The 24782-nt window shown below is 61.2% G+C and carries 20 protein-coding genes and 1 riboswitch; of the genes, 6 read left to right on the top strand and 14 right to left on the bottom strand.

Translation table 11 applies throughout. The annotated features are described in order from the left end of the window. Positions 1 to 6: 6 nt before the first annotated feature. From FHT70_RS03510 to FHT70_RS03490, 5 genes are read right to left on the bottom strand one after another with little or no spacing between them, the layout of a single operon-like run. Entirely contained in the window at positions 7 to 1704 is a 1698-nt protein-coding gene (locus FHT70_RS03510) for a hypothetical protein (protein WP_210282703.1), read from the bottom strand. Next, positions 1638 to 2387, bottom strand: coding sequence for an SDR family oxidoreductase (locus FHT70_RS03505; RefSeq protein ID WP_183698933.1), 750 nt, complete (start codon positions 2385 to 2387; stop codon positions 1638 to 1640). The genes FHT70_RS03510 and FHT70_RS03505 overlap by 67 nt, the downstream gene beginning before the upstream one ends. Then, a complete protein-coding gene (locus FHT70_RS03500; protein ID WP_183698931.1) occupies positions 2384 to 3706 on the bottom strand; it encodes an FAD-binding oxidoreductase in 1323 nt (440 codons plus the stop codon). The genes FHT70_RS03505 and FHT70_RS03500 overlap by 4 nt, the downstream gene beginning before the upstream one ends. A gap of 7 nt (positions 3707 to 3713) precedes the next feature. Then, complete coding sequence (locus FHT70_RS03495) at positions 3714 to 4145, bottom strand: GtrA family protein (RefSeq protein ID WP_097597391.1); 432 nt, start codon at positions 4143 to 4145, stop codon at positions 3714 to 3716. Positions 4146 to 4154: 9 nt separating this feature from the next. Beyond that, positions 4155 to 5696: a UbiA family prenyltransferase gene (locus FHT70_RS03490; RefSeq protein WP_097597390.1), complete on the bottom strand. Its 1542-nt coding sequence runs from the start codon at positions 5694 to 5696 to the stop codon at positions 4155 to 4157. Between the two features lie 265 nt (positions 5697 to 5961). On the opposite strand from FHT70_RS03490, the gene FHT70_RS03485 reads away from it, so the two are divergent. Further along, positions 5962 to 7734: an SLC13 family permease gene (locus FHT70_RS03485; protein ID WP_183698929.1), complete on the top strand. Its 1773-nt coding sequence runs from the start codon at positions 5962 to 5964 to the stop codon at positions 7732 to 7734. Between the two features lie 84 nt (positions 7735 to 7818). Here the strand turns inward: FHT70_RS03485 and FHT70_RS03480 are convergent, their stop codons facing one another. The 6 genes from FHT70_RS03480 to FHT70_RS03455 all read right to left on the bottom strand — a co-directional run bounded on the left by FHT70_RS03480 (position 7819) and on the right by FHT70_RS03455 (position 15703). Continuing rightward, positions 7819 to 8988, bottom strand: coding sequence for a M20 aminoacylase family protein (locus FHT70_RS03480; protein ID WP_183698927.1), 1170 nt, complete (start codon positions 8986 to 8988; stop codon positions 7819 to 7821). A 91-nt stretch (positions 8989 to 9079) separates the two neighbouring features. Beyond that, positions 9080 to 10585, bottom strand: coding sequence for a tripartite tricarboxylate transporter permease (locus tag FHT70_RS03475; protein WP_064804722.1), 1506 nt, complete (start codon positions 10583 to 10585; stop codon positions 9080 to 9082). Between the two features lie 9 nt (positions 10586 to 10594). After that, positions 10595 to 11056, bottom strand: coding sequence for a tripartite tricarboxylate transporter TctB family protein (locus tag FHT70_RS03470; RefSeq protein ID WP_097597384.1), 462 nt, complete (start codon positions 11054 to 11056; stop codon positions 10595 to 10597). Positions 11057 to 11264: 208 nt separating this feature from the next. Next, positions 11265 to 12248 (bottom strand): tripartite tricarboxylate transporter substrate-binding protein, encoded by a 984-nt coding sequence (locus tag FHT70_RS03465; RefSeq protein WP_183698925.1) that lies wholly within the window; start codon positions 12246 to 12248, stop codon positions 11265 to 11267. 249 nt (positions 12249 to 12497) lie between these two features. Beyond that, complete coding sequence (locus tag FHT70_RS03460) at positions 12498 to 13832, bottom strand: sigma-54 dependent transcriptional regulator (protein WP_097597379.1); 1335 nt, start codon at positions 13830 to 13832, stop codon at positions 12498 to 12500. Next, complete coding sequence (locus tag FHT70_RS03455) at positions 13829 to 15703, bottom strand: sensor histidine kinase (RefSeq protein WP_259668404.1); 1875 nt, start codon at positions 15701 to 15703, stop codon at positions 13829 to 13831. The genes FHT70_RS03460 and FHT70_RS03455 overlap by 4 nt, the downstream gene beginning before the upstream one ends. A gap of 109 nt (positions 15704 to 15812) precedes the next feature. Between FHT70_RS03455 and FHT70_RS03450 the strand changes: the two genes are divergently transcribed. Next, positions 15813 to 16475, top strand: coding sequence for a sulfite oxidase-like oxidoreductase (locus tag FHT70_RS03450; protein WP_183698923.1), 663 nt, complete (start codon positions 15813 to 15815; stop codon positions 16473 to 16475). On the opposite strand, the gene FHT70_RS03445 is transcribed toward FHT70_RS03450, so the two are convergent. From FHT70_RS03445 to FHT70_RS03435, 3 genes are all read right to left on the bottom strand, one after another. After that, positions 16460 to 17032 (bottom strand): hypothetical protein, encoded by a 573-nt coding sequence (locus tag FHT70_RS03445; protein WP_246721719.1) that lies wholly within the window; start codon positions 17030 to 17032, stop codon positions 16460 to 16462. The genes FHT70_RS03450 and FHT70_RS03445 overlap by 16 nt on opposite strands. Before the next feature lie 53 nt (positions 17033 to 17085). Continuing rightward, on the bottom strand, positions 17086 to 17820 hold the full coding sequence (locus FHT70_RS03440; RefSeq protein ID WP_183698919.1) for a CbtA family protein: 735 nt from the start codon (positions 17818 to 17820) through the stop codon (positions 17086 to 17088). Between the two features lie 114 nt (positions 17821 to 17934). Then, entirely contained in the window at positions 17935 to 18144 is a 210-nt protein-coding gene (locus tag FHT70_RS03435; protein ID WP_085779300.1) for a CbtB domain-containing protein, read from the bottom strand. Between the two features lie 25 nt (positions 18145 to 18169). Beyond that, positions 18170 to 18319: riboswitch (cobalamin riboswitch) on the bottom strand. A gap of 56 nt (positions 18320 to 18375) precedes the next feature. On the opposite strand from FHT70_RS03435, the gene FHT70_RS03430 reads away from it, so the two are divergent. The 4 genes from FHT70_RS03430 to FHT70_RS03415 all read left to right on the top strand — a co-directional run bounded on the left by FHT70_RS03430 (position 18376) and on the right by FHT70_RS03415 (position 24745). Further along, a complete protein-coding gene (locus FHT70_RS03430; protein ID WP_183698917.1) occupies positions 18376 to 18924 on the top strand; it encodes a histidine phosphatase family protein in 549 nt (182 codons plus the stop codon). Between the two features lie 473 nt (positions 18925 to 19397). Then, entirely contained in the window at positions 19398 to 20969 is a 1572-nt protein-coding gene (locus FHT70_RS03425) for a bifunctional diguanylate cyclase/phosphodiesterase (protein ID WP_183698915.1), read from the top strand. Positions 20970 to 21107: 138 nt separating this feature from the next. Continuing rightward, complete coding sequence (locus FHT70_RS03420) at positions 21108 to 22286, top strand: acetate/propionate family kinase (RefSeq protein ID WP_183698913.1); 1179 nt, start codon at positions 21108 to 21110, stop codon at positions 22284 to 22286. 71 nt (positions 22287 to 22357) lie between these two features. Beyond that, a complete protein-coding gene (locus FHT70_RS03415; protein WP_183698911.1) occupies positions 22358 to 24745 on the top strand; it encodes a phosphoketolase family protein in 2388 nt (795 codons plus the stop codon). Positions 24746 to 24782: the final 37 nt, after the last annotated feature.

Here is a 24782-nt window from a genome sequence, read left to right as displayed (position 1 = left end):
TCTCAGTCACTGCACCTCGCTTTGCGTCTTCGCCTGGCGCCACTGGTAGATCGTCCACTCGGATGTTTTCTGAACGACCTCGAACCGAGCCGAAAGAAACGGGCCGTACAGCGCCTGCAGCGGCAGGCTGTTGATTCCTGTTTTTGGCACCATGACGAACTTTACATCCGCAAAGAGCACTTCCGGTGGGATGTAGGCTTTCTCGTTGATATTGCGGTTCCAGTGAAACCATGCGGAGTCACCGGTAGGCGGACGAATGCCGAGCCCCGCTGAAAAAGGATTGGCGAAATCAAGCACGAAAACGCGCTCCGGCGGTACCGGCAATGCCTGCAGCAGACTTCCCCCGGTGATGATGTCGTCGAGATAACGCCTTATGAAGTCAGGCTCGCCGCCGGGCGGATCGATCTCCCGAACATCGTCGAAACGCGGCAGCCCGAGAGATTTCCCTGCTTTCTCAGCCGCAAGCGATGTGTGCAGAATGAGAGCTGCGGCGTGGTGTACGATCGGCGGCAACAGGAACAAGGTCGCAAGCAGCGGCAGAGCCGTGGCAGGAAGAGCCAAACCTCCCGCCCGTCTCCCTTCATCACCTTGCTGAAGCCACGCGGCTTTCTGCGCCAGAACGACTGCGCCGCAGTAGAGCGTGATGATGCCCCAGCTGTGGGCGTTCTGGTTGATGATCGCCAAGCCGGCGCCCACGCAGAACCCGGAGAAGAGAAAATCTCGGAAGCTGCGGGTTTGCCAGATGGCGATCAAAGCGAAGGTCGCAAATACGACGAGGTCGGAAAGGTTCTCACGTAGGTTCTTCAGGATGCTGCCGAGATCATGGCCGCCGCTGACACGCGCCGCCGCCCGCAGATCCTCAATGTGCTGAGCGGTTCCGCCCCAGAAGAACTCGATGGCGATCATGGCCAGCCCCGTCAGCAGCAGGGCGGTCACGACCCAGCGACGCTGCTGCCGATCCAATAGGATGATCACGAGCAAGGCGGTTCCAGCAAGCCCGTAGGTCGCCTTGGTGTAGAATGAGACGAGCAGAAGAAAGACGGCGGCAAGAGCATCGGCGGCATCGCTTCGCCCGCGCGCGGGCTGCGGCGTCCGATACATCACCAGCAGCAGGCCAAGCGCGACCCAACCGAAGCGGTTGTAAAACATCGCGAAGGAAGGATACCAGATGGAACTGCCGAGATTAATCGGCGCCGCGAGGATGAGAATGAGGAATATGCCGAGCGCGGCCGCCAATGACGGGCTGAGGCGGGACACGAGAATGCGGATCATCGCCGGGATGAAGGCGACGACAACAATAGCCATTCCGACCGGTATGGCAGCGCCGAAATTCCCCGTCAGTTGATATCCAGCCGCCGGAAGATAAAAGACGAGTGGCCCGAGCGCCGTGTGGAAATCGCGATTCGGCACCTGACCGAACGTGATGCGGTGCGCACCGTCGATAAAGACCAGCACGTCATTGATAAAGGCGGCGTTGATGGTCCTCCCGGGCAGGGCAAGCATGGCTGCGCAGGCCAATGCTGTTAGAATGATTGCGCCTTCGGCCGACAGCAACCGCCGTATCCTCGCCGCCGGTCGCTTGCTGGCACCTGCGCTCGTTCCGATGGCCGCGTAAGCGGCGTGATTGCCTGGTTCCGTCACAGCCGCAACCTCTTGAAGATCGGTTCCGGGATTAACCGGATCGCCGTCATGAGCGGCCGCCATATGCGTCTGACATAGACGACGTCCCCGCCTCTGCCTCCCTCCGCGACAGTAAAGATCTTCTGCGCGACCTCCCGAGGTTCGGCTGTGAGAAGCGGCGGCAGCTTCATGCCATGCGTCATGCGTGTCCGAACCAAACCCGGCTTCACAGTGAGCACGCGCACGCCGGACCCGGACAGCCGGTTTCTCAGGCCGGACAAGTAGGCGGTCAACCCGGCTTTTGCGGCGCCATAGACATAGTTGGACGCGCGTCCGCGATCTCCGGCGACGGAGCTTATGCCGACGATGGTACCTGATCCCCTTGCCGCAAAACGTTCTGCCAGAAGGCCAAGAAGCAAAGCTGGTCCTTCGAAGTTCGTCCGCATGATCATGGCGGCGTGCTCGAGCTGCCGTTCAGCGCGAGACTGCTCGCCCAGTTCGCCGACAACGCAGACCACCGTGTCGGGCAGAGGCGAAACGACGCCCACAAAATCTTCGAAGTGGCTCGTGGCGAGGATATCGAGTTCGTGCACCAGGACATTAGCGCCGATCCGCGCGCTGATGTCGTCGGCTTCGCGCTGTACGGCGGAAAGCTTTCGTCCGGTGAGAATCACATTCCATCCGGCCTCCGCATAGATCAGCGCCGTCGCGCGACCGATATCCGACGTCCCGCCTATCAGGAGCAATGTCTTGCAGATCCCCGTCATATGCCGAGCCTCTTTGCCAAGCGGGAATTAAAGTGACGATCGGCGCCCGTTATTTTGCGTAGCTCTTTGAACGCAGCCAGCCGAGGGTAACCGGCCTCGAATGTGTGACGTGACTGTCGTGCATCCTTGGCGAGATAGAGCCGCCCCCCTGCCTTGACAACCAGCTCGTCGATTTCGTCGAGCAGCCGGAACACTTCCTGCGTGACGGGAAGGTCGAGTGCGAGCGTGTAGCCCGGGGCAGGAAAGGACAGCAGCCCGCTCCCGCGCCCCAGCTTCTTCAGAACGGCAAGAAAGGAGCCTTTTCCCGAGCGCGCAAAGCGCTCGAGAATGCCACTCAGGACTGCCAGCGCATCCTCGGCAGGAACCACGCACTGATGCTGCAGAAAGCCCCTCCTGCCATAAAGCCGGTTCCATTCAAAGATACCGTCCAATGGAAAGAAGTATTTATCCCAGTGAACCAGCGACGTCTTGGCCGCCTTTCGCGCTCCCGCCCTGAAATAAAGCTCGTTGAAGGCTGCTACGCTTGTTTTGTTGAGCACCCATTGCGGCAGATCGAATGGCAGTGAAAACCTCCCCGCGTTTTCCGCTGCAAAACGATCGGCCTTCGGCATGCCGCCGACCTCGTCCAGCGACGCGTGTTCGCCGGCGAAAATCAGCGAGCGTCCAAGGGAAGCGCCTTGCAAAAGGCAATCGATCCAGGCAACCGAATAAGTGGCATCCTCGGTCTGCTGCAGCGCCTTCAACGCCTCGCCAAGGTTTTTCGTGACGATCGTCTTTTGCGCGATCCAGCCGGATTCGATCGGTCTCAAGCGGAAGGTCGCTTCCGCGATAATCCCGGTCATGCCCATGCCACCGACCGTCGCGAAGAAAAGCTCAGGGTTGCGCGTGCGGCTACAGGTGAGGATCTCTCCGCCGGCGACCACCAGCTTGAGCTCGCTGACATGGTCACCGAACCCGCCGTCGCGATGATGGTTCTTGCCGTGCACGTCAGAGGCGATCATCCCGCCGACTGTGACAAATTTGGTGCCCGGTACCACAGGCGGAAAATAGCCTCTCGGGACAAACGAGCGCAGAATGTCCGAGAGCATTACGCCCCCTTCCACGGTCAGCGTCGCATTGGTGGGATCGAAGCTCCGAATCCGGCTCAGCCCACGGCACATTAAGGTGGAGTGTTCGCCGATCGCCGCGTCACCATACGAGCGCCCATTTCCGCGCCCGATCAGTCCCACGCGAGCCGCCACGGTGCCTGCAAGCGCTTCCGGCAGCCGGCAGTCGATCGCCTCGCTCTCATGGTGCGGATAGCGTCCCCAGCCCTCCATGAGTTTGTCACGCCTCCTCTGGTTTGAAGACGAATTTCCGGTCCAATGCGTATTTGGAGATGTAGCCGATCGCCAAGCCGAGCGCTCCGCCGGTGTATTTTGCGAGGTCCGTCTTCCAGACCGTCCAAAAAGCAATTTCAAACCCCCAGAATATGAGCGTCGTCAGAACACTGAACAGGCCGTAAAGCGCCACCTTGAGCATCTCGTCGCCGTATGACGTGTAGCCGTCGAAGAAGATCCATCTTTTGTCGAGGACGTATTTCAAGCCGAAGCCGGCAGCAGTCCCTGCGAGCATAGATGGCATGAGGCTCGGCGACGGGGCCAGCTGCATGACACTAGCCTGGACCGCGAAATTGGCGGCCGTGGAGAGCATGGCAAAGGCGAGGTAGCGGGTTGCGAGGCTGGCAGAAGTGCTTCGCTCTGAACACTGACGACCCATGCGACCACCTCACATCGCGGCGATGACAAGTGCGCCGGCAACGCCGAGCGTGGCAAGGCTGACCTTGTCCTTCATCGCGAAGACGACTGGATCGTCATGCATCTGCCCCCGATGGGCGAGCATGAGGATGCGGGCAATCCAGCAGGCAAGGATCGGCCCGGCCAACCACAGCATAGCTGGCCTAGTGTAGATGTCTTGGGCACTGTCGCTTGCGGCATAGAGGGCAAATAACGTCAGCGCGTTCATTCCTGCTCCAGCTGCCAGGGCACCCACCATACCGATATCCGCCTTCCTGTAATCGCGGTTTCTGGAGTCCGGCAGGTGCGCGGCGCGTCGCGAAATGAGCTCGGTGTATCGCTTCACCAAAGCGAGCGAGAGAAACCAGCTCATCATGAAGGCAAGCAGCCAGGGAGATGGCCACACCGAGACGGCGGCAGCGCCGCCGATCACCCGTGTGGTGTAAAGGGAGGCGAGAGCCACCACGTCCAGGATCATCTTCCGCTTGAGGAAGAAAGAATAGGCGGTGGTCAAGGCGAAATATCCCGCCAGCACGAGCACAAAGACCGATGAAACCATGGCGGCGACCGTTAGCGCCAGCAAAAGCAGGATCGGGATTGCCAGAACGGCGCGCGACAGCGGTATCTCGCCACAGGCAAGGGGTCTGCGGCATTTGGTTTTATGGCGGCGGTCGTCCTGCAGATCGACCAAGTCGTTCAGGAGATAAACGCCCGAGGCACAGAGCGAAAAAGCCACCAAAGCCAAGCAGGCATTCGCAAGGCTATGGAGCTCAAAGAGTTGATTTGTCAGCAGCGGGACAAATACCAACGCGTTCTTGACGTATTGATGCACTCGCAACGAACGCGCCCAAGTCCGCCATGTCGGTTTGTCGTGGCTCAGATGCTCGACGTTCTCGCATTGGTACGAAAGCGCTCGCGCAACTGCCGCCGATGTCCTTATGGCATAAGACTTTGCGGCGTGGCGCCAGACTGCCAAGTCGGCCGAGTCGTTGCCGATATAGTCGAAGCCACCCTCTCCGAAGGCGGCGACGAGTTTTGCCGCCTTTAGCTCGGCGACACAATTCATCGTCTCGCTTGTTGCAAACCAGCCGGTGAAGAGGCCGAGGTGGTCTGCAACCGCGCAAACCAGGCGCTCGTGGGTTGCAGAAGCGAGATAAACCGAACGCCCCTCCTCCCGTGCGGTCTTGATGACCTTCAGCACTTCCGCGTCATAGGGAAGGATGGATGGATCGAAATCCGCCGGCTGAGACAGGCGGTGCTTCAGACATGCCTTTCCCGCGGAAAGCGACCTGATGAAATCGACGATCGAATGGGGCCGACGGCTAAGCTCCGAGAAGGCCGCCTCTATTAGCAAGTCGGATCGGACCAGGGTGCCGTCAAGATCAACCACTAATGGGCGGGGCGACAGCGATCTTTGCAGGTCCGGTGGACTGTGCACCGACAATGCCGCAGGCTCAGGTTGAGGCCACTGGTCCTCCTCGGCTCTCGGCAGAAAATCTCTTCGTAGCTGGAATTCGTGATGCAGCTCGTTCAAAGGATTTCCCTTATGCTTCGAAACCGTGAAAGCTCGCCGAACCACGGCTAAGCAGTTTAGTTCCATCACCAAAATGGGTGAGGTGCCGCCGGGGAGAACCTTATCGGAGGTTGAGTTTTTTCTCGTAAAACCGAGAGTATCTCCGCAGATCCAGAGGTTCGGGCCCCGGAGTTGGTGCCGAGGAACTTGCACAGACGTTACAGCGTTTCTGAATATCATTTTCAGCTCGGCTGTTCGCAACATCCCAGCCTCTTCCCAGGGCCGCATGACAACACAACAGATAATCGCCTTTTCTGTCATCGGGCTCATGATGGCGGTCTTTATATGGGATCGCTTCCGCTATGATGTTGTCGCGTGTTGTGCGCTTGTATTGGCAGTCGCGACGGGCATTGTGCCGCCGGAAAAAGCGTTTTCCGGATTTTCGGATGACATCGTCATTATCGTTGGCAGCGCACTGGTCGTCAGCGCAGGCGTAGCGCGGTCAGGCATTGTGGATTCGGCAATCAAGAGATTTTTCCCGAACCTGGACACGTTCTACACGCAGCTTGCGCTATTGATGATTGCGGTGGCGATGCTTTCTGCTTTCATTAAAAATATCGGCGCGCTTGCGATCATGATGCCGGTCGCCTTCAAGTTCGCGAAAAAATCCGGCGCCTCTCCTTCAAAATACCTGATGCCGATGTCGTTTGCCGCTTTACTTGGCGGATTGATGACGCAGATTGGCACCTCGCCCAACATCGTCGTTTCACGATTGCGGGAGGAGATGACGGGGACCTCCTTCACCATGTTTGACTTCACGCCGACAGGTGGTGTTCTCACGATTGTTGGCATCACCTTCCTCTTGTTCTTCCACTGGCTGGTGCCAAGCCGCACCAAGCAGAACAGCTCGATTGAAGATGCAATCGAAATCAAGAATTACACCAGCGAAGTCGCGATCACAGACCAGTCAACTCTGGTTGAGCAGGCGCTGAGCGATCTCCTGAAGCTCGGTGATGGTGAGGTCATAGCCACGGCTGTGCTACGGGGTGGTACCCGAATGGCTGCATTCCCTGATCTCACGCTTCGCACTGAGGATATTATCATGCTGGAAGGTCCATCGGCAGCGATGGACCGCATTGTATCCCAGGGGAAATTGAAGCTTTCCGGCAAGCCTCTGGCGGAAGGCGGCCATCCGGAAGCAGACATCATTTCGCTTGAGGCAATCGTTAGTCAGGAATCATCCCTCGCTGGCCTTTCGGCCAAAGAATTGGCGCTTTCCTACACGCGCGACGTCAACCTTTTGGCGATTAGCCGGCGCGGTGAACGCCTCAAGGAACGTCTTGGAAACTTGACCATCAGCACCGGTGATGTGCTCCTTCTGCAAGGCAACCGGAAAAGCCTGACTGCCCTTCTGCAGGATTTCGGCCTGCTGCCACTCGCACAGCGCGAGGTGCTGCTTGGCACCCGCCGCCGTGCCTTCATTCCGCTTCTTATCCTGGCGCTCGCGATGGCAACGACCGCGGCCGGCCTCGCGCCGGTTCCGGTGGCCTTCTTCGCAGCCGCCCTGGGCATGGTCGTTTTCCGAGCTGTTCCACTCGCGGATGTCTATAGATCGGTTGATGGTCCGATCCTCGTAATGCTCGCAGCCCTTATTCCCGTCTCGGATTCGTTGCGCACCTCCGGCGGCAGCGATCTGATTGCCGGCTGGCTGAGTGGGGCGGCGATGAATCTGCCGGCATGGGGTGCGCTCGGCCTGATCTTGGTGACCGCCATGGCCGTTACTCCCTTCCTCAACAACGCTGCAACGGTTCTTGTCATGGCACCGATCGCCGCAGGCTTCGCAACGGGTCTAGGCTTCAAACCGGAAGCCTTCCTGATGGCGGTGGCCATTGGCGCGGGTTGCGACTTCCTCACGCCCGTCGGCCATCAGTGCAACACGCTCGTCTTCGGTCCTGGCGGTTACAAGTTTTCCGATTATCCGCGGCTCGGCTTGCCGCTGTCGGCGTTGATTATTCTCGTCAGCGTGCCGGCGCTGCTATTTGTCTGGCCCGTCAACTAGTGTGGAACGACGCCTCACTTCCAAAAAGTCGTGCGTGACTGCCGCAGCGCCGCAAGACAGCGAAAACGGAGCAATGGACATCGCTTAAACCTTCAACTCCCCCTCCACCAGCGCCACCCAGTAAGCCGCCCCGTATCCAAGCGCCTCATCGTTGAAATCATAAGCCGTGTTGTGGTGCAGCGCACCGTCAACCGCCGGTCCATTGCCCAGCCAGACATAACAGCCCGGCGCATTCTCAGCGAAGAAGGCAAAGTCATCTCCGGCCGTCGATGGCGGAAAACTCCTCCGCACTTTTTCACCAAAGACGATGCCGGCGGCGGCAAGCGCCCGTGATGTCGCATCCGCATCATTGACGACAGGCGGTATCCGCCGCTCAAAACGATAGTCGGCCGATACGCCGTACATCGCAGCCGTCCCACTCGCCAACCGGGCGATCTCGGTCTCCAGCTGGTCGCGCACCTCAGGCGAATAGGCCCGTGCCGTTCCGCCGATCTCCACAATATCGGGAATGACGTTCAACGCCTTGGCATCGCCGGCCTGCAGAAAGCAGGCGCTGACGACCGCGGGCTGCAGCGGGTCGACCACGCGGCCGACGATCGTCTGCAGCGATGATAGGAAAGTACCGGCTGCCGTGATCGGATCGCGGCCGAGATGCGGCTTGGCGCCGTGCGTGCCGACGCCGCGAAAGGTGATGCGCCAGCTGTCGGAGGAGGCGAGCTGCGGTCCCTCGACCACGGCGATCTCGTCGACCGCAAGCCCCGGCATATTGTGCAGGCCATAGACGGCATCGCAGGGAAAAAGCCGGAAGAGCCCCTCCTCGACCATACACTTCGCCCCGCCGCGGCCTTCTTCGGCCGGCTGGAAGAGAAAATGCACGGTACCGGAAAAATTCCGCGTCGCCGCCAGATACCGCGCGGCGCCGAGCAGCATTGCCGTATGGCCGTCATGGCCGCAAGCATGCATCTTTCCGGGCACTGTCGATCTATAGGGCCGCTCCGCCATTTCAGGCATGGCGAGCGCATCCATATCGGCTCTCAGCCCGATCCTGCGCGTGCCATTGCCGACCTGCAGCGTGCCGACGATGCCGGTGCCGGCGAGCCCGCGATGCACGGTGATGCCGGCCTCCTCGAGAAGCTTCGCGGCGATACCGGCGGTGCGCTCTTCCTCGAAACCGAGTTCCGGATGGGCGTGCAGATCGCGGCGCAAGGCGGTGAGGAACGGCAGATCGTCGTTGATCCGGGCAGGAATACTCATGGGCTGGATATCCCTCCATGTGAAACGGGCGCCCGAACGGCGCCCGCGTCAGATCATTCGTTTTTCATCAAACAGCTGGCGAGTTCAACCCTCAAGCTTCTTCGACGAATACCTCCTCGCGCTTCTTCCTGACGCTCGGCAGGAAGACGACGATGAGCACGGCGACCGCGATTGCCAGAAGCGTGGCGCTGATCGGCCGAGTGATGAAGGTACTGGGGTCGCCGCGCGACAGGATCATGGCGCGCCTGAGATTCTCCTCCAGCAGCGGGCCGAGCACGAAGCCGAGCAGCAGCGGCGCCGGTTCGCAGCGCAGCTTGGCCAGCACATAGCCGATGAGGCCGAAGAAGGCGACGGCATAGAGGTCGTAAACGTTGGAATTGACGCTGTAGACCCCGATCGAGCAGAAGGCCATGATGATGGGGAAGAGTACGTAATAAGGCACCGTCAACAGCTTCACCCAAAGCCCGATCAGCGGCAGGTTGAGGATGACGAGCATCAGATTGCCGATCCACATCGAGGCGATGATGCCCCAGAACAGCGCCGGCTGCTCGGTGGCGACGTTCGGGCCTGGCACGATGCCCTGGATGATCATGGCGCCGATCATCAGCGCCATCACCGGATTGGCCGGAATGCCGAGCGTCAGCAACGGAATGAATGAGGTCTGCGCTCCGGCATTATTGGCCGATTCCGGCCCTGCGACGCCGGCAACCGCGCCCTGGCCAAATTCCTTCGGCGTCTTCGACAAGCGCTTTTCCACCGTATAAGAGGCGAAGGAAGCGAGGATCGCCCCGCCACCCGGCAGGATGCCGAGCGCCGAGCCGATGGCGGTGCCGCGAATGATGGGCGCGATCATCTCCTTGAATTCCTGGCGCGAAGGCAAGAGGCCCGATACCTTGGCCATCAGCACCGTTCTTGTCGACTCTCCCTCGAGATTACGCAGGATTTCAGCGACGCCGAAGACGCCGACGGCGAGCGCGACGAAATTCAGCCCGTCCGCATATTCACGGATGCCGAGCGTAAAACGCGGCGTGCCGGTATAGATATCGGTGCCGACGAGGCCGAGCAGCAGCCCGAGCGCCACCATCGCCAGCGCCTTGACGACCGAGCCATGCGCCAGCGCGATCGAGGAAACGAGGCCGACGATCATCAGCGAGAAATATTCAGCCGATCCGAATTGCAGCGCGATGTCGGTCAGCGGCGGCGCGAAGACCGCAACGAGGAAGGTCGAGACCGTACCGGCGAAGAACGAGCCGAGCGCGGCAATCGCCAGCGCCGCCCCCGCCCTGCCCTTGCGCGCCATCTGATAGCCGTCGATCGCGGTGACGGCCGAGGAGGATTCGCCCGGCATGTTGATGAGGATCGCCGTTGTCGAGCCGCCATATTGCGCGCCGTAGTAGATGCCGGCGAGCATGATGAGTGAGGAGACCGGCTCGAGCTGGAAGGTGATCGGCAAAAGCATGGCGATCGTCGCCGTGGCGCCGATACCGGGCAGTACGCCGATCAGCGTGCCGAGCAGCACGCCAATCAGGCAGAAGAGGAGATTATCGAACGTTGCCGCCGTGGCAAAGCCGAGCGCGAGATTGCTGAAAAGATCCATCGCCGCCTCCTAGAACCGGACCCAGGGGCCGAAACGCTCGAACGGCAGTCCGAGCCCATAGCTGAAGACGGCGACCGAAAAGACCGTCAGCAGCAGCGACAGGATGACCGCGAACACCAGATTCATCTTGCGCGACGCAAAGCAGGCGATAAAGGCGGTGAAGAACAGCGCCGGCGCAAATCCGAGCCCGCGCACCGTCAATCCGAAGAAGACGGGAGCCGGCAGAATGAAGAGCATACCGCGCCAGGCGAAGGGATCGACCGGCTCCCCCTCCACACGCAGCGCCTGAATGAAGATGATCGCGCCGAGAAGTATCAGCGCGCAGGCAAGGATAAACGGAAAATAGCCGGGGCCCATGCGCAATGCCGTGCCGAGGTCGAGCCCGACCGACTGATAGGCAAAGAAAGCGCCGATCGCGACGAAAAGCGCACCGCAGATCGCATTGGTGCTATCGAGACTGATAGATTTCATGGTGTCTCCTGAAGTTGGAGATGGTTCTCGTGATGCCGTCACTGCCGCGATGGCCCCTCATCCGTCTGCGGGTACCTTCTCCCCGCTCGCGGGGAGAAGGGAACATGCCGTAGCCTCTCCGTCCCCCGCCACGTCTCGCATGGCACGTCCCCTCTCCCCGTTTAGGGGAGAGGGTTAGGGTGAGGGGCTATTCCTGGCACATCCCTCACTAGTCCGCATATTCCCCGGCAGCCTCGATCACCGGCTTCCAGCGGGCTATCTCGCTTTCGAGCTTGGCTTTCAAAGCAGCAGGCGTTGCATCTGCATCGGAAGACGGCGCCGTGCCGAGTTCGGCGAAGCGGGCGCTGACATTCGGATCCTTCAGCGCCAGCTGCAGCGACTTGGACAGGCGCTCGTTGATCGCGGCCGGCGTACCCTTCGGTGTGTAGATGCCGTGCCATATGCCCACTTCGAAGCCCGGCAGGCCGGCTTCGACAGCCGTCGGTACATCCTTCAACACCTCGAGACGCTTCGGCGAGGTCACCGCATAGGCCTTGATCGTGCCGCCCTTAATCTGTTTCGTCGTGTTGGTGGTCTGGTCGCACATGATATCGACCTGGCCGCCGAGCAGATCCGTCATCGCAGGGCCGGTTCCTTTATAGGGTACGGTCGTGAGTGGCGTCTGGATGGCGCTCATGAACATCATGCCGCAGAGATGCGAAGCCGCACCGATGCCGGCATTGGCGACCGTCACCTTGTCCTTGTTCGCCTTAACGTAGTCGATCAGTCCCTTGAGATCGCTCGGCTCGAAATCCTTGCGTGCGACGATCGTCATCGGCACCTCGGTGACGAGTCCGACATATTCGAAGGCGCCGAGCGTGTCGTAGGCGAGCTTGCGATAGAGCGTGGCGCTGGTCGCCATGCCGATATGGTGCAAAAGAATGGTATAGCCATCGGGATCAGCGTTCGCGACGCGGCCGGCGCCGAGCGTACCGCCGGCACCGCCGACATTTTCGACAACGATCTGCTGACCGAGATCCTTCGACATGGATTCCGCCACCAAGCGTGCGACGGTATCGGTCGGGCCGCCCGCCGCAAAGGGGACGACCATGGTGATGGTGCGCTCGGGATAGGTCTGCGCCGAAGCGACACCGCCAAGAAGAGAAACCGCGGCAGCCGCGGTCAGGCCGAGCACGGCCTTCAGGATTTTCATCGTTTCCTCCCTGATGAAACAGCAACCCCGCCGACACATCCTCCGTGCCGGGGATGACCTATTTGCCGCCGAGAGAAATCGCGCCGCAATCATTACCGTCGCTTCCGCAAGATGATTCTGCGGCGGTGCAATGCAGCATGGGTCGATTTGGAAACAAACGGCATAGGCGATGGGTGGATTTCCACCCAACGCGCAACGTTCCGGGGCTGGAGCACCATTGTCCCGGAGAATGCACGACGCAAACGAGGATCAGCTTTCGGTAGTCAGCATCCGCTTGTCGAGGCCGTATTTCTGCATCTTTTCGTAAAGGGTCTTGCGGGAGATGCCGAGGGATTCATAAACAGGCCTGAGGCTGCCGCCATGCGCCACGAGCGCGCTGGCGATAATCCCTCGCTCGAATTCGGCGACCCGCTCTGCAAGTCCGATTGCCTCCTCGGTATGCCGTCCGCCATTGTCGAGACCCAGAACCAGACGGTCGGCGGCATTCCTCAACTCACGCACATTGCCGGGCCAGTCGCGCTGGGCGATGTCGGAGATCACCTCCGGCGGCACGGCCACCTCGTCGCGGCCGTAGCGGGCAGCCGCTTCCCGCACCAACTGCAGAAAAAGCAGCGGAATGTCCGCCCGCCGCTGCGACAGCGACGGCACATGCAGCGTCGCGACGTTCAGTCGGTAAAACAGATCGGCGCGAAAGCGGCCAGCGGCTACCTCCGCCTCTAGGTCGACTTTGCTCGTCGCGATGAAGCGCACGTCGAGCGGCACGACCTCGTTCGATCCGAGCCTGGAGATCACCCGCTCCTGCAGCACCCGCAAGAACTTCGCCTGCAGGTCGAAGGGCATAGAGCCGATCTCGTCGAGCAGGATGGTGCCGCCGCGGCCATGTTCGAACTTGCCGTAACGCGGCCTGACGGCGCCGGGAAAGGCGCCGGCCTCATGGCCGAAGAGCTCGCTTTCGATGAGGTTCGCCGGCAGCGCGGCACAATTGATCGCAATGAACGGCCGGCTCGCCCGGGCACTGATATCGTGAAGTGCGCGGGCCACGACCTCCTTGCCCGCCCCGGTATCACCGACGATCAGCGTATCGGCATCGCTGGCGCCGATCGCGCGGATGCGATAGCGCAGATCCACCATCACCTGCGTGCGCCCCGGCAGCCGCGCCTCGATGTCGTCGCGTTTGCCGGCAACCGCCTTCAGCAGTCGGTTTTCGAGCACCAGCCCGCGCCGCTCCATCGCTCGGCGAATGACGCCGGCGAGCATTTCAGGCGTGAACGGCTTCTCGATGAAATCATAGGCGCCTTCGCGCATCGCCTTGACCGCGAGCTGTACATCGCCGTGGCCGGTGACGAGGATCACGGGCACCTCCTGATCGATCTCACGGATCTTCTGCATCAAAGTCATGCCATCAATGCCGGGCATTCGGATATCGCTGACGACGACGCCGGGAAAACTGTAGCCAATCAGCTCCAGCACATGTTCGCCGCTCGAAAAGGTCTCGACGCTGAAGCCGGAGAGTTCCAGCGCCTGCGCAGTCGAGCGGCGCAATTCTTCCTCGTCGTCGACGAGCAGGATCTTCGCATCATTCATTCAGCCGCCTCCGGAATCAGCCCTGCCGCCGATTGCAGCTCGATGCGGAACACCGCGCCCCCTTCGGAATGATTGGCAGCCGTCAGGCTGCCGCCGAAATCCTTGACGATGTTGTAGGAGATCGAAAGCCCCAAGCCGAGCCCCTTGCCGACACCCTTGGTCGTGAAGAAGGGATCGAAGATGCGCTCGGCGATCGCCGCCGACACGCCGGGTCCGTGATCGCGCACCGTCAGCACCACCTTGCCGGCCTCCTCGAAGGCCGAAACCTCAATGCGCCTGTCATCCAACCCCTCCACCGCATCGGCCGCGTTGGAGATCACATTCACCAGCACCTGCTGCAGCCGCACCGAGCCGGCGCGCACCACCGGCGGCTGCGTTCCGAGATCGAGCCGGAGCTCGGCGTCCGCCGCCTTCAGCCGCCAGGCGATGATCTCGAGTGTATCGCGCATCGCCTCGTCGAGTGAAACGGGCCCGAGCTTCTCGTTCGGCTTGCGGGCAAAATTGCGCAGGTGCCGACTGATCGCGGCCATGCGGTCGATCAACCCGCCGATCCGCCTTATATTGTCGCGCGCCTCCTCCGTCCGGCCTCGATCGATCAGCACCGAGGCACTGTCCGTATAGGTCTTGGCGGCGGCGAGCGGCTGATTGAATTCATGCGAAAGGGCAGCCGACATCTGCCCGAGCCCAGCGAGTTTGCCCGCCTGGATGAGATCGGCCTGGGTCTGGCGAAGCTGCTGCTCGGTCAACCGCCGCTCGGCGATCTCCTCCTCGATGCGGCTATTGACGCGGGCAAGATCCGCCGTGCGCTCCTCCACCCGCCGCTCGAGCTCACCCCGCGCTTCGGCCTGCATCTGCATGCGCTCGGCAAGTCGCGCCCGCCGCTGGCGAATGACCGCGACAGCAAGGCCGGCGATGCAAAGGATGAGAAAGACGGCGACAAGCGCGGTGCGCGCCTGAGCGCGGATGGAGCTTGTCTCCATCAGCACATTCACCGTCCAGTCCTCGGCCGGCATGTAATGCGACAGCACCAGATACTCGCTTGCGCCCCGATCACTCGCAAGCGTCATCAGATCATGCGGCTCGAAGCGATGGCGCGTCACCGGCAGCGCCGTCAGCTTCGCATTGGCGTATCGCCGCGACGCCTCGGTCCGGGCAATACGATCGGCGGTCAGCGGCAGGATCGCGCCATAGAGCCATTCCGGGCTGCCGGACATGAAGATGATGCCCTCGGGATCGGAGACGAAGATCTTGTATTCGCCACCGCTCCAGGAGGATTCGATCATGTCGATATCGACCTTGAAGACGATGACGCCGCGAATGTCCGCACCGACCCTGATCGGAGCCGAAAAATAATATCCTCGCTTTAGCGATGTGGTGCCAAGTGCGTAAAACCGCGCCTGCCGGCCTTCGATCGCCTCCTGGAAATAGGGCCGGTAATTGAAATTCTGGCCGACGAAGCTCCCCGGTCCATCGTAATTGCTCGCCGCGATCGTCTCCCCGTCCGGCTTCACCACATAGATGTCGGAGGATTTTAAAAGCCCGTTGATCTCCTTGAGATAGAGATTGGCCGCATCACGCAGCGCCATATCGTTGGGCGCGCTCACCAGTTCCTTGATATCGTCGTGATCGGCGATCAGCGCCGGAAGCGCCTCGTAGCGGTTGAGGTGGCCGCTGAGCGCCGAGACGGCGAGGCGCAGCGCCGTTCCCGCCTGAGCGGAAGCCTCCTGCATATAGGCGCGCGTCGCAATCGCGCTTCCATAGGTGAAGAAGGCGAAGATGACGAGCGGCACCAGCAGCAGCGCCGCGATGGCACGATATTTCGAAGACAGATCCGGCTCCTCCCTTTCTGCCTTCACTCCCCAGCAAGGCATGCCCGACGGCTCAGTTTAATGAGGCAAGCGAGGATTTCCAAGGGCTCACCGGAACTTGACACTCGGCAGGGACGGATGTCCTATTGCTGCACCGCAAGGAAACCCATTCATGAGCGACGACCAGACGCCCGCCGACAGCAAACTCACCAACTCCAAGCGCCGCTGGGCGTCAGAGGGCAAGTTCCTGACCGGGCGCATCAGCAGGCCCGAGACCGAGCGCCTGCCGCCCGGCCAGCACCTCGTCAAGAATTGGCCGGTGCTCGATCTCGGCCAGCAGCCGGTCATTTCAACCGAGAGCTGGCGGCTTGAAGTGCGTGGTTTGGTCGAAACGCCTCTCACCCTCACCTGGGCCGATTTCCAGGCGATGGAGCAGAGCACTGGGGTGAGCGACATCCACTGCGTCACCACTTGGTCGCGTTATGACAACAACTGGAAAGGCGTTTCGACGCGGGATCTGCTCGATCGCGCCATGCCGAACCCGGAAGCAGCCTACGTGATGCTGACGAGCTATGACGGCTACACCACCAATCTGCCGCTCGCCGATTTCGCCGCCGAGGATGCGATCCTGGCGACCTCCTGGGACGGCCTGCCGCTGACACCGGAGCACGGCGGCCCAATGCGCCTCGTCGTGCCGCATCTTTATTTCTGGAAAAGCGCCAAATGGCTGCGCCGCATCGAGTTGCTCGCCGCCGACGAGGCCGGCTTCTGGGAAAAGAACGGCTACCATATGTATGGCGATCCGTGGCGCGAGCAGCGCTATTCCGACGACTGAGCCTTCGGCCGCAGGAAGCGGCGGGGAAGCGTCAGGATGGCAAGCCCCAACATGGCGGCCAACGCCGTCAGGGACGCCATGCTGGCAGGATGAAGCGGCACCTTGCTCCAACTCGGCTTGACGATATTGGCGGTATTGAATGCCTCGCCGCTGAACTGGCAGGTAATGAAGGCAAGCCCGCGACCCGCCATCTCGGCGTCGATGGCCGAGATGATTTCGCCCGCCGCGGTTGCCTCCCGCGGCATCTCACGCATCGCCAGCAGCACGGCTTTCGTCGCCGCGAGATAGGCATGGGCGCATTGGTTGAACGGGCTCTCCTCGTCCGTCACGCTGCCGGGCATCCGACCCCAGAGGCAATAGGAATACTGGATTTCGGCGTAGTTCAGGACACGCCGGAACGATTCGTTCGTATCGGCCGCCCGTGACGCCAGCATGCTGATGCTGCTGCGATACTCCGAAATGATCGCCATCTCGCCGTGGGAAATTGCCGGAATATCGAGCCCGGTATCGGAGCCGCCAGAGCTGCTCCCATGGCCGAAAGCATTTCCGATAAACATTGGCAACAGGCTCGCGATGAGACCGAGAAAAGCAAACCTGCCAATATGCTGCATCACCGGAACGCCGACCGCAGTCCACTCTTGGCGGCAAGACCCCTTTCTGCCAGCGCTCCGAAAACCAGACCGAGCGTTGCCCAAAGGATCGCATGCATGCCGAGCGAGGTGGTGCGGAACCGCCAGAGTACCATCGCCGAGAAATTCTCGGGCACCTCGTTGATCGGCGGCAACAGATAAAGCACGAAGCCGATGAAGACGAGATAGGCGATGCCGGCGATGATCGCGCCGTTCCAGAGACCGAAGCGCTCGCCAAGGCGGCGCGACAGCGCGACCGCGGCAACCAGCGAGGTGAGCGAAACGACAATCATCAGGAAGAACAGCTCGGTCCTGACGCCGATCGTTTCGGGATTGCCGACCGCCGGGGGGTTGGCCGGATATTTGATTCCGGGAACAAACACCACTGCCACGAAGGCGGCAATGGCGATAACGGCCGAGGTGCCGCGCGCCGAGAGGCTGCTGAAGCGGCCATGTACCAAGGCGAAGGCGAGCGAAAAGAGCCCTCCGACGGCGATACTGTAGGCCATGACGCCGGTGAAAAGGCCGAGACCAGCCTGCGTGGCCCGGCTGACGATTTCAGGTTCGGTAGCTTCGCCCGCCGCCTGGGCGCTCGCCTCCTCGAAGGCGATTGCCGCATCGACCAGCGGCTCGCCGAAGATATGGGCGAAAGCGAAAACGAGGATACCAGCAATCAGGCCCGCGAGCATGCCGCGAAGCAGAAGCTTTCCAACCATGTCAATATTCCCCCTAAGCATGTCGCGCAAAAGTGTGCAGCGGTTTTGCGATAACGACATGCGTAAACAAAGACCTAAAGCGCGAAAAGCGAATCTGAAAGATCGCGATGCGCTTTAGTGGCAGGGAAAGCCGAGCAGATGGCGGCCGTCATGCACGAATTCGTGCACATACATGCCGTTGAACAGCGCCATCGCGCCTTCCTCGGTGCCGACGAAATAAAGAACGATGAGCATCAGCAGGCCGCCGAAAACCGCCCAGGGCAGGATTTCCCCTACAGGGATTGGCGCCGGTGCCGCAACGGGCGCGAAAGTGGTGTCAGACATGTATCCCTCCGGAATGACGCGTTCAGTCGAAAGAGTGTTGTGCGGCAGGGTCTGACTTCCAGCGTAAAGAACTTCGAAACGCTGGTCACAGTGGCGCGACCGCGCCGGATTTCCACCGGCTTCCAAACCCGCAACAGCACGGTTATATCTGGACGCCGAAGAGACTGTCAACGAAACTTCGAGACGCCGGCGAAGGGTCGTCCCCACCATATTGCGAAGATCGGAACAACCGTGAATACCCGCCTCACCTGGATCTGTCACGGCGCCACGGCGGCGAGCCGCAAGGCCCTGTTCCCGCTGGATGAGCCGCTGGAAGACAAGGCCGCTGAAGAAGCCGGCCGGATGACCGCCCTGCCTCGCGCCGACCGGATCGTCACGAGCCCGGCTTTGCGTGCCCGCCAGACCGCTACAGCCCTCGGTCTCGACGCTCAAATAGAACAGCGGCTTGCCGACTGCGACAATGGCCGCTGGGCCGGCAGGCCGATTGCGGCAATCGGCACCGAAGAGCCGGAGAACCTCATGGCTTGGATGAGCGATCCGGAAGCCGCCCCACATGGCGGCGACAGTTTTCTCGGTCTGCGGACGCGCGTCGCCGGCTGGATGGATGAACAATCCACGCTCGGCGGTCATGTGATAGCCGTCACCCATGCATCGATTATAAGAACAGCGATTGCGCATGTGCTTCAGGCTCCCCTCCCCTCCTTCTGGCTCATCGATGTCGAGCCGCTGGTGGTCGTTCGGATGACCAGCAATGGACAGCGCTGGTCGCTGCGCCTCTAGAGAATTAGACATCCCTCATACTATCCAGCCTTACGCAAGCAAATCGCGTCATCTCTATTGAACCGGTCTGACCGGGACTACTTCCTTGTCCCAAGGAGACGGAAGCTATGGCATATGATTGGAGTGGGGAGCGTACGCGGCGCCTGCGCTTGATGAGGGTCGTGACGCTCACCTTAGTTATGGTCGGTCTGGTCGTCAGCGTTCCGCTGCTGATCGTCACCGCCTGAAGAGCGAGACAGGGCGAGCGATGCGACAGCACGCTCGCCCTCGTTCTTTCGTGGGGCTCCCCTCGTCTTGAATCCGGACATCCTCTAATCTTCCAAGCAGCACCAGCGAAACGCCGTAGCGCAGCCGAGGTCCGGACAGCACCGCAACGGACGGGCTGCCACCTCCAACAATTCGCCTTATGGTTTCAACGAACATTTCAGATTTTCGTGATAGTCCGGCAGAGGGTGGAGATGGAGAATGCGATAATGCCTGCGTTTTTTCGAAGCAGGGCCGGAAGGCAATGCGTGTCGGTTGTGGTTTTCGGAGTAACCCTCTGGATCCTCGGCACGGTGCTGCACTTCGACGACCGCCTCGTCTCCTTCATGACCAGTTTCGGCGAGTACGGGGCGGATAAGCTCGTTCTGGCTCTCGGCATCGCTGGCGCGATGAGCTTCATCTATTCGGTGCTGCGCATCGCCGACCTGCGCAAGGAAATGGAGCTGCGCGCCACCGAACAGGCTAAGGCCGATTGGACGGCAACCCACGACCATCTGACCAAGCTGCCGAACCGCTACGCCTTCGAGCGCAAAATCCTCTCACGGCCGGTCAGAAGCGGCGAGGCCGAGATCGAGGAATGGGACGACAACGTCACGATCTTCTCCGTCGACCTCGACGGCTTCAAAAAAGTCAACGATCTCGTCGGCCACAAGGGCGGCGACGTGTTGCTGGTCGAAGTTGCCAGACGCATCTGCGCGCTTGGCAACGCGGATTGCGTTTACCGCTTCGGCGGTGACGAATTCATCATCGTCGCCTTTTCCCTGACGGCAGAGCGCGAGGAGCGTTTCGCCAAGTTGCTGATCCAGGCCGTCACCCGGCCGATCCATATCGATGGCTTTGCCGTCGAAGTCGGCGCCAGCGTCGGCTACGATCGCTGGCTTGAGGGCAGCGAGCCGCTGGAAGACGCCGCCCACCGTGCGGACCTCGCCATGTATGAGGCCAAATCACGCGGCCCTAACCATTATCTCGTCTTCGAAGCTTCGATGCAGGACAAGGTAACGGAACGCGCCTCTCTGGAAAGCAGGCTGCGCGCGGCAATCGCCGACAAGGCGATCATGCCTTTCTATCAACCTCTGATTGATTTAAAGACTGGCAAGCTTTGCGGTTTCGAAGCCCTCGCGCGCTGGGTCGGCGAGGATGGTGTCAATATTCCGCCGCCTGTTTTCATCGACATTGCCGAGGAAACCGGGATGATCACCGCCCTGTTCGAGGATCTCCTTGCGCAGGCCTGCGGCGATGCGCTCACTTGGCCAGCGCATGTCACCCTGTCCTTCAATGTGTCGCCGGTGCAGATGGAAGACAGGCTGCTGGCCTCCCGCATCCTCAAGGTCCTTTCAGCAAGCCGGCTGCCGCCGCAACGCCTGGAGATTGAGATCACCGAAAACGCGCTGATCCAGGATCCCGCTATCGCCGCCATCATTCTCGAAGAGCTGCATGCGGCTGGCATCCAGATCGCTCTCGACGATTTCGGCACGGGCTATTCGAGCCTTGCCCAGCTCGCCCGCTACCGCTTCGACAAGATCAAGATCGACAAAAGCTTCATCGCCACCTATCGCGATGACGAACGGCAGGAAAAAATCGTCCGCGCCATGCTTGGCCTCAGCAGAAGCCTCAACATCAAGACGACCGCGGAAGGTGTCGAGGAGCATGGCCAGCTTGCCTTCCTGCTGCAGCTCGGCTGCGACATCGGCCAGGGCTATCTTTTCGGTAAGGCGATGCCCGCCGCCGAGGCGAGCATCTTCATCCGCGATCGTAACGCCAATCTGGCGTCAACCGCGTGACCCTCGCGTAATTCGACAAAACTGCCCCAAGGCTGCCACGCACCGTCAGCATGTGGCGCTCGGGCGGCCATGCCTTTCCGGCGGGAGTTTCGGCGCTAAGTTCGGTCATCGTGACGACTGTGCGGAGTCTCTGAAGACATGTCATCCACCGACCTCCTCCTGACATTCAACGCCGGCTCATCGACGGTGAAGGTCGGCGTCTTCTCGATTGATGGTGCCGAGGCACGACACCTAGGAAAGGGCGTCATCGATCTCCGCGCCGAGCCGCTTTCGCTTGTCCTGACCAAGGGATCGCAGACATTCGATATGTCCCTGAAGGCGGAGGTGACGGACGATCTGCACGGGGTCATCGACGAGACCTTCACGCGTCTCGCCGATCACTTCGATATGGCAGCGGCGGCCGTAGCCGGCCACCGCGTCGTCCATGGCGGCGAGCGCTTCACGAGCGCCGTCGCGCTTGATGACGCCGCCACCGATGGGATCGAAGCGCTGATCCCGCTCGCGCCCCTGCACCAGCCGCAAGCGCTGCGCTTCATCCGCGCGCTCCGCCATCTGAAGCCGCATCTTGTCCAGACAGCCTCCTTCGACACGGCCTTCCATGCCACGCAGGACGATCTCGTGCGCCGCCTCGCCATACCCCGTTCCTTGCATGAGGAGGGCATCAAGCGTTACGGCTTCCACGGGCTTTCTTATAAGTTCATCGCCAGTGAACTCGCTCGCAAGACGCCGCATACGGCAAGGGCTGTGGTCGCCCATCTCGGCAGCGGCGCCAGCCTCTGTGCGATGGAAGACGGTATCAGCCGCGATTGCAGCATGGGCTTTTCGACCCTCGACGGCATCCCGATGGCGACACGCCCGGGCTGCCTCGATCCCGGCGTGATCCTGCACCTGGCAGGAGAGAGAAAACGGTCTCTGGGTGAGATCGAGGATTTGCTCTATCACCGCTCAGGCCTGCTCGGCGTCTCCGGCATCAGCGCCGACACGCGCGATCTGTTGAAGGACAGCCGGCCGGAAGCGCGCCAGGCGATCGACCTTTTCACACTGCGCATTGCCGGCGAGATCGGCCGCATGGCGGTAACCCTCCGCGGCCTCGATGCCGTCGTCTTCACCGCCGGCATAGGCGAGCATCAGCCGGAAATCCGCGCCGGCGTGGCGAAACACCTGTCCTGGCTTGGCCTTTCGATCGACGAGAAGGCCAATGCAGCCAATGGTTTAACGATCAGCACCAGGGAAAGCCGCATGGTCGCCCATGTCATTGCCACGGACGAAGAACAGGTGATCGCCGATGAAGCGCTGTCCGTTCTTCGCGCCCGCTGATCCAGATCAATGGCGCGCCGGCGCTAACGGCTAGAACTGACGTTGAACGTGTTTTCGAACGGGAGAAGCCAATGGAAAAGCATGTCTCGACCGCCGCCGCCCTGACCGATGCTGAACTCACCCTGATCGACCGCTACTGGCGGGCCGCCAACTATCTCTCGGTCGGCCAGATCTACCTGCTTGCCAATCCGCTGCTGCGCGAGCCGCTGAAGTCAGAGCACATCAAGCCCCGTCTGCTCGGCCACTGGGGCACGACGCCCGGCCTCAACTTCATCTATGCGCATCTGAACCGCCTCATCCGAGCCCGCGATCTCGACATCATCTACATATGCGGCCCCGGTCACGGCGGGCCGGGCATGGTCGCCAACACCTATCTCGAAGGCACCTACAGCGAAATCTATCCCGATATTTCCGAAGACGCCGAGGGGATGCGCAAACTCTTCCGCCAATTTTCCTTTCCCGGCGGCATTCCGAGCCATGCGGCGCCGGAAACACCGGGGTCGATCCATGAGGGCGGCGAACTCGGCTACGCCCTCGTCCATGCCTATGGCGCCGCCTTCGATAATCCCGACCTCACCGTCGCCTGCATCGTCGGCGACGGTGAGGCCGAAACCGGGCCGCTCGCCGCCAGCTGGCATTCCAACAAGTTCCTCAATCCCGCCCGCGACGGCGCCGTTCTGCCAATCCTGCATCTGAACGGCTATAAGATCGCCAATCCGACCATTTTAGGCCGGGCGGGTGACGACGACCTCCGACGTCTCTTCGAAGGCTACGGCTACGAGCCGCTTTTCGTCACCGGCCATGAGCCGCGCGACATGCACCAACAAATGGCTGCGACGCTGGACCGGGTCTTCGAGCGCATCCGCGAGATCCAGGAGCAAGCCCGCAGCGGCAAGAGCACAGCCGGCTGCCCGCGCTGGCCAATGATTGTGCTGCGCAGCCCCAAGGGTTGGACAGGCCCAAAGGAGGTCGACGGCAAGAAGGTGGAAGATTTCTGGCGAGCCCACCAGGTGCCGGTCTCCAACTGCCGCGGGAATGACGACCACCGCAAGATTCTCGAGGACTGGATGCGCGGCTATGATCCCGAAGACCTGTTCGGCGCCGACGGCCGGCTGAAACCGGAACTGCGGGCGCTTGCCCCCGCTGGCAAACGCCGCATGGGCGCCAATCCACATGCCAATGGCGGCCTGCTGCGCAAGGAATTGGCCGTGCCCGATATTCGGGATTATGCAGTCGACATCGGCAGGCGCGGCAGCGTTGTCGCCCAATCGACGGAGATCCTCGGCCGTTACCTGCGTGACACGATGAAGCTCAACGCCAAGGCGGCAAACTTCCGCATCTTCGGCCCCGACGAGACGGAATCGAACCGCCTCGGCAGCGTCTTCGACGTCACCGACCGTGTCTGGATGGAGGACATCGAGCCCTATGATGTCCACCTCTCTCGCGATGGGCGTGTCATGGAGGTGCTTTCGGAACATCTCTGCCAGGGCTGGCTGGAAGGTTATCTCCTGACTGGCCGGCACGGCCTCTTTTCCTGTTACGAGGCCTTCATCCACATCATCGATTCCATGTTCAACCAGCACGCCAAATGGCTGAAGGTGACGCGCGAGCTCGAATGGCGAAAGCCGATCTCATCGCTGAACTACCTGCTGACCTCGCATGTCTGGCGACAGGACCATAACGGATTCAGCCATCAGGATCCTGGTTTCGTCGATCTCGTCGCCAACAAGAAGGCCGATATCGTCCGCATCTACCTGCCGCCGGACGCCAACAGCCTGCTCTGGGTCGGCGATCATTGCCTGCGCACCTATGACCGCGTCAACGTCATCGTCGCTGGCAAGCAGCCGGAGCCGCAATGGCTGTCGATGGACGAGGCGGTGAAACATTGCGAGACCGGCATCGGCATCTGGCACTGGGCAAGCAACGAGGAGGACACGATCTCGCCTGATCTCGTCATGGCCTGCGCCGGCGATGTCCCGACGATGGAAACGCTCGCCGCCGTCGATCTTCTGCGCAAGGCCATTCCCGAGCTGAAGATCCGCACCGTCAATGTCGTCGACCTCTTGGCGCTGCAATCCAGAGACCAGCATCCGCACGGCCTTGCCGACGAGGCCTTCGACGCGATCTTCACCGCCGATAAGCCGGTCATTTTCGCCTATCACGGCTATCCCTATCTCATTCATCGCCTGACTTATAAGCGCGCCAACCACGAAAACATCCACGTCCGCGGCTTCGTCGAGGAGGGAACGACGACCACGCCTTTCGATATGACCGTCCTCAACGCACTCGACCGCTACCATCTCGCCATCGAAGCCATCGAGCGCGTGCCGGGCCTGAAGGAGAAGGCTAAGGACGCGCTCGCCGCCTTCCGCGGCAAGCTCGCGGAACATCATGATTACGTCAGGGAACATGGCGAGGACATGCCGGAGGTGCGGAACTGGGTGTGGCCGGCCGCGTGAGACATCTGCGACTGACGCACGCGATGTCGGAAGACCG

Origin of the sequence: Rhizobium sp. BK049 (assembly GCF_014193135.1) — a bacterium.
In the GTDB taxonomy this organism is placed as follows: domain Bacteria; phylum Pseudomonadota; class Alphaproteobacteria; order Rhizobiales; family Rhizobiaceae; genus Rhizobium.
Note: the sequence above shows the minus strand (reverse complement) of the source record. Positions and strands in the feature narration are given on the sequence as shown.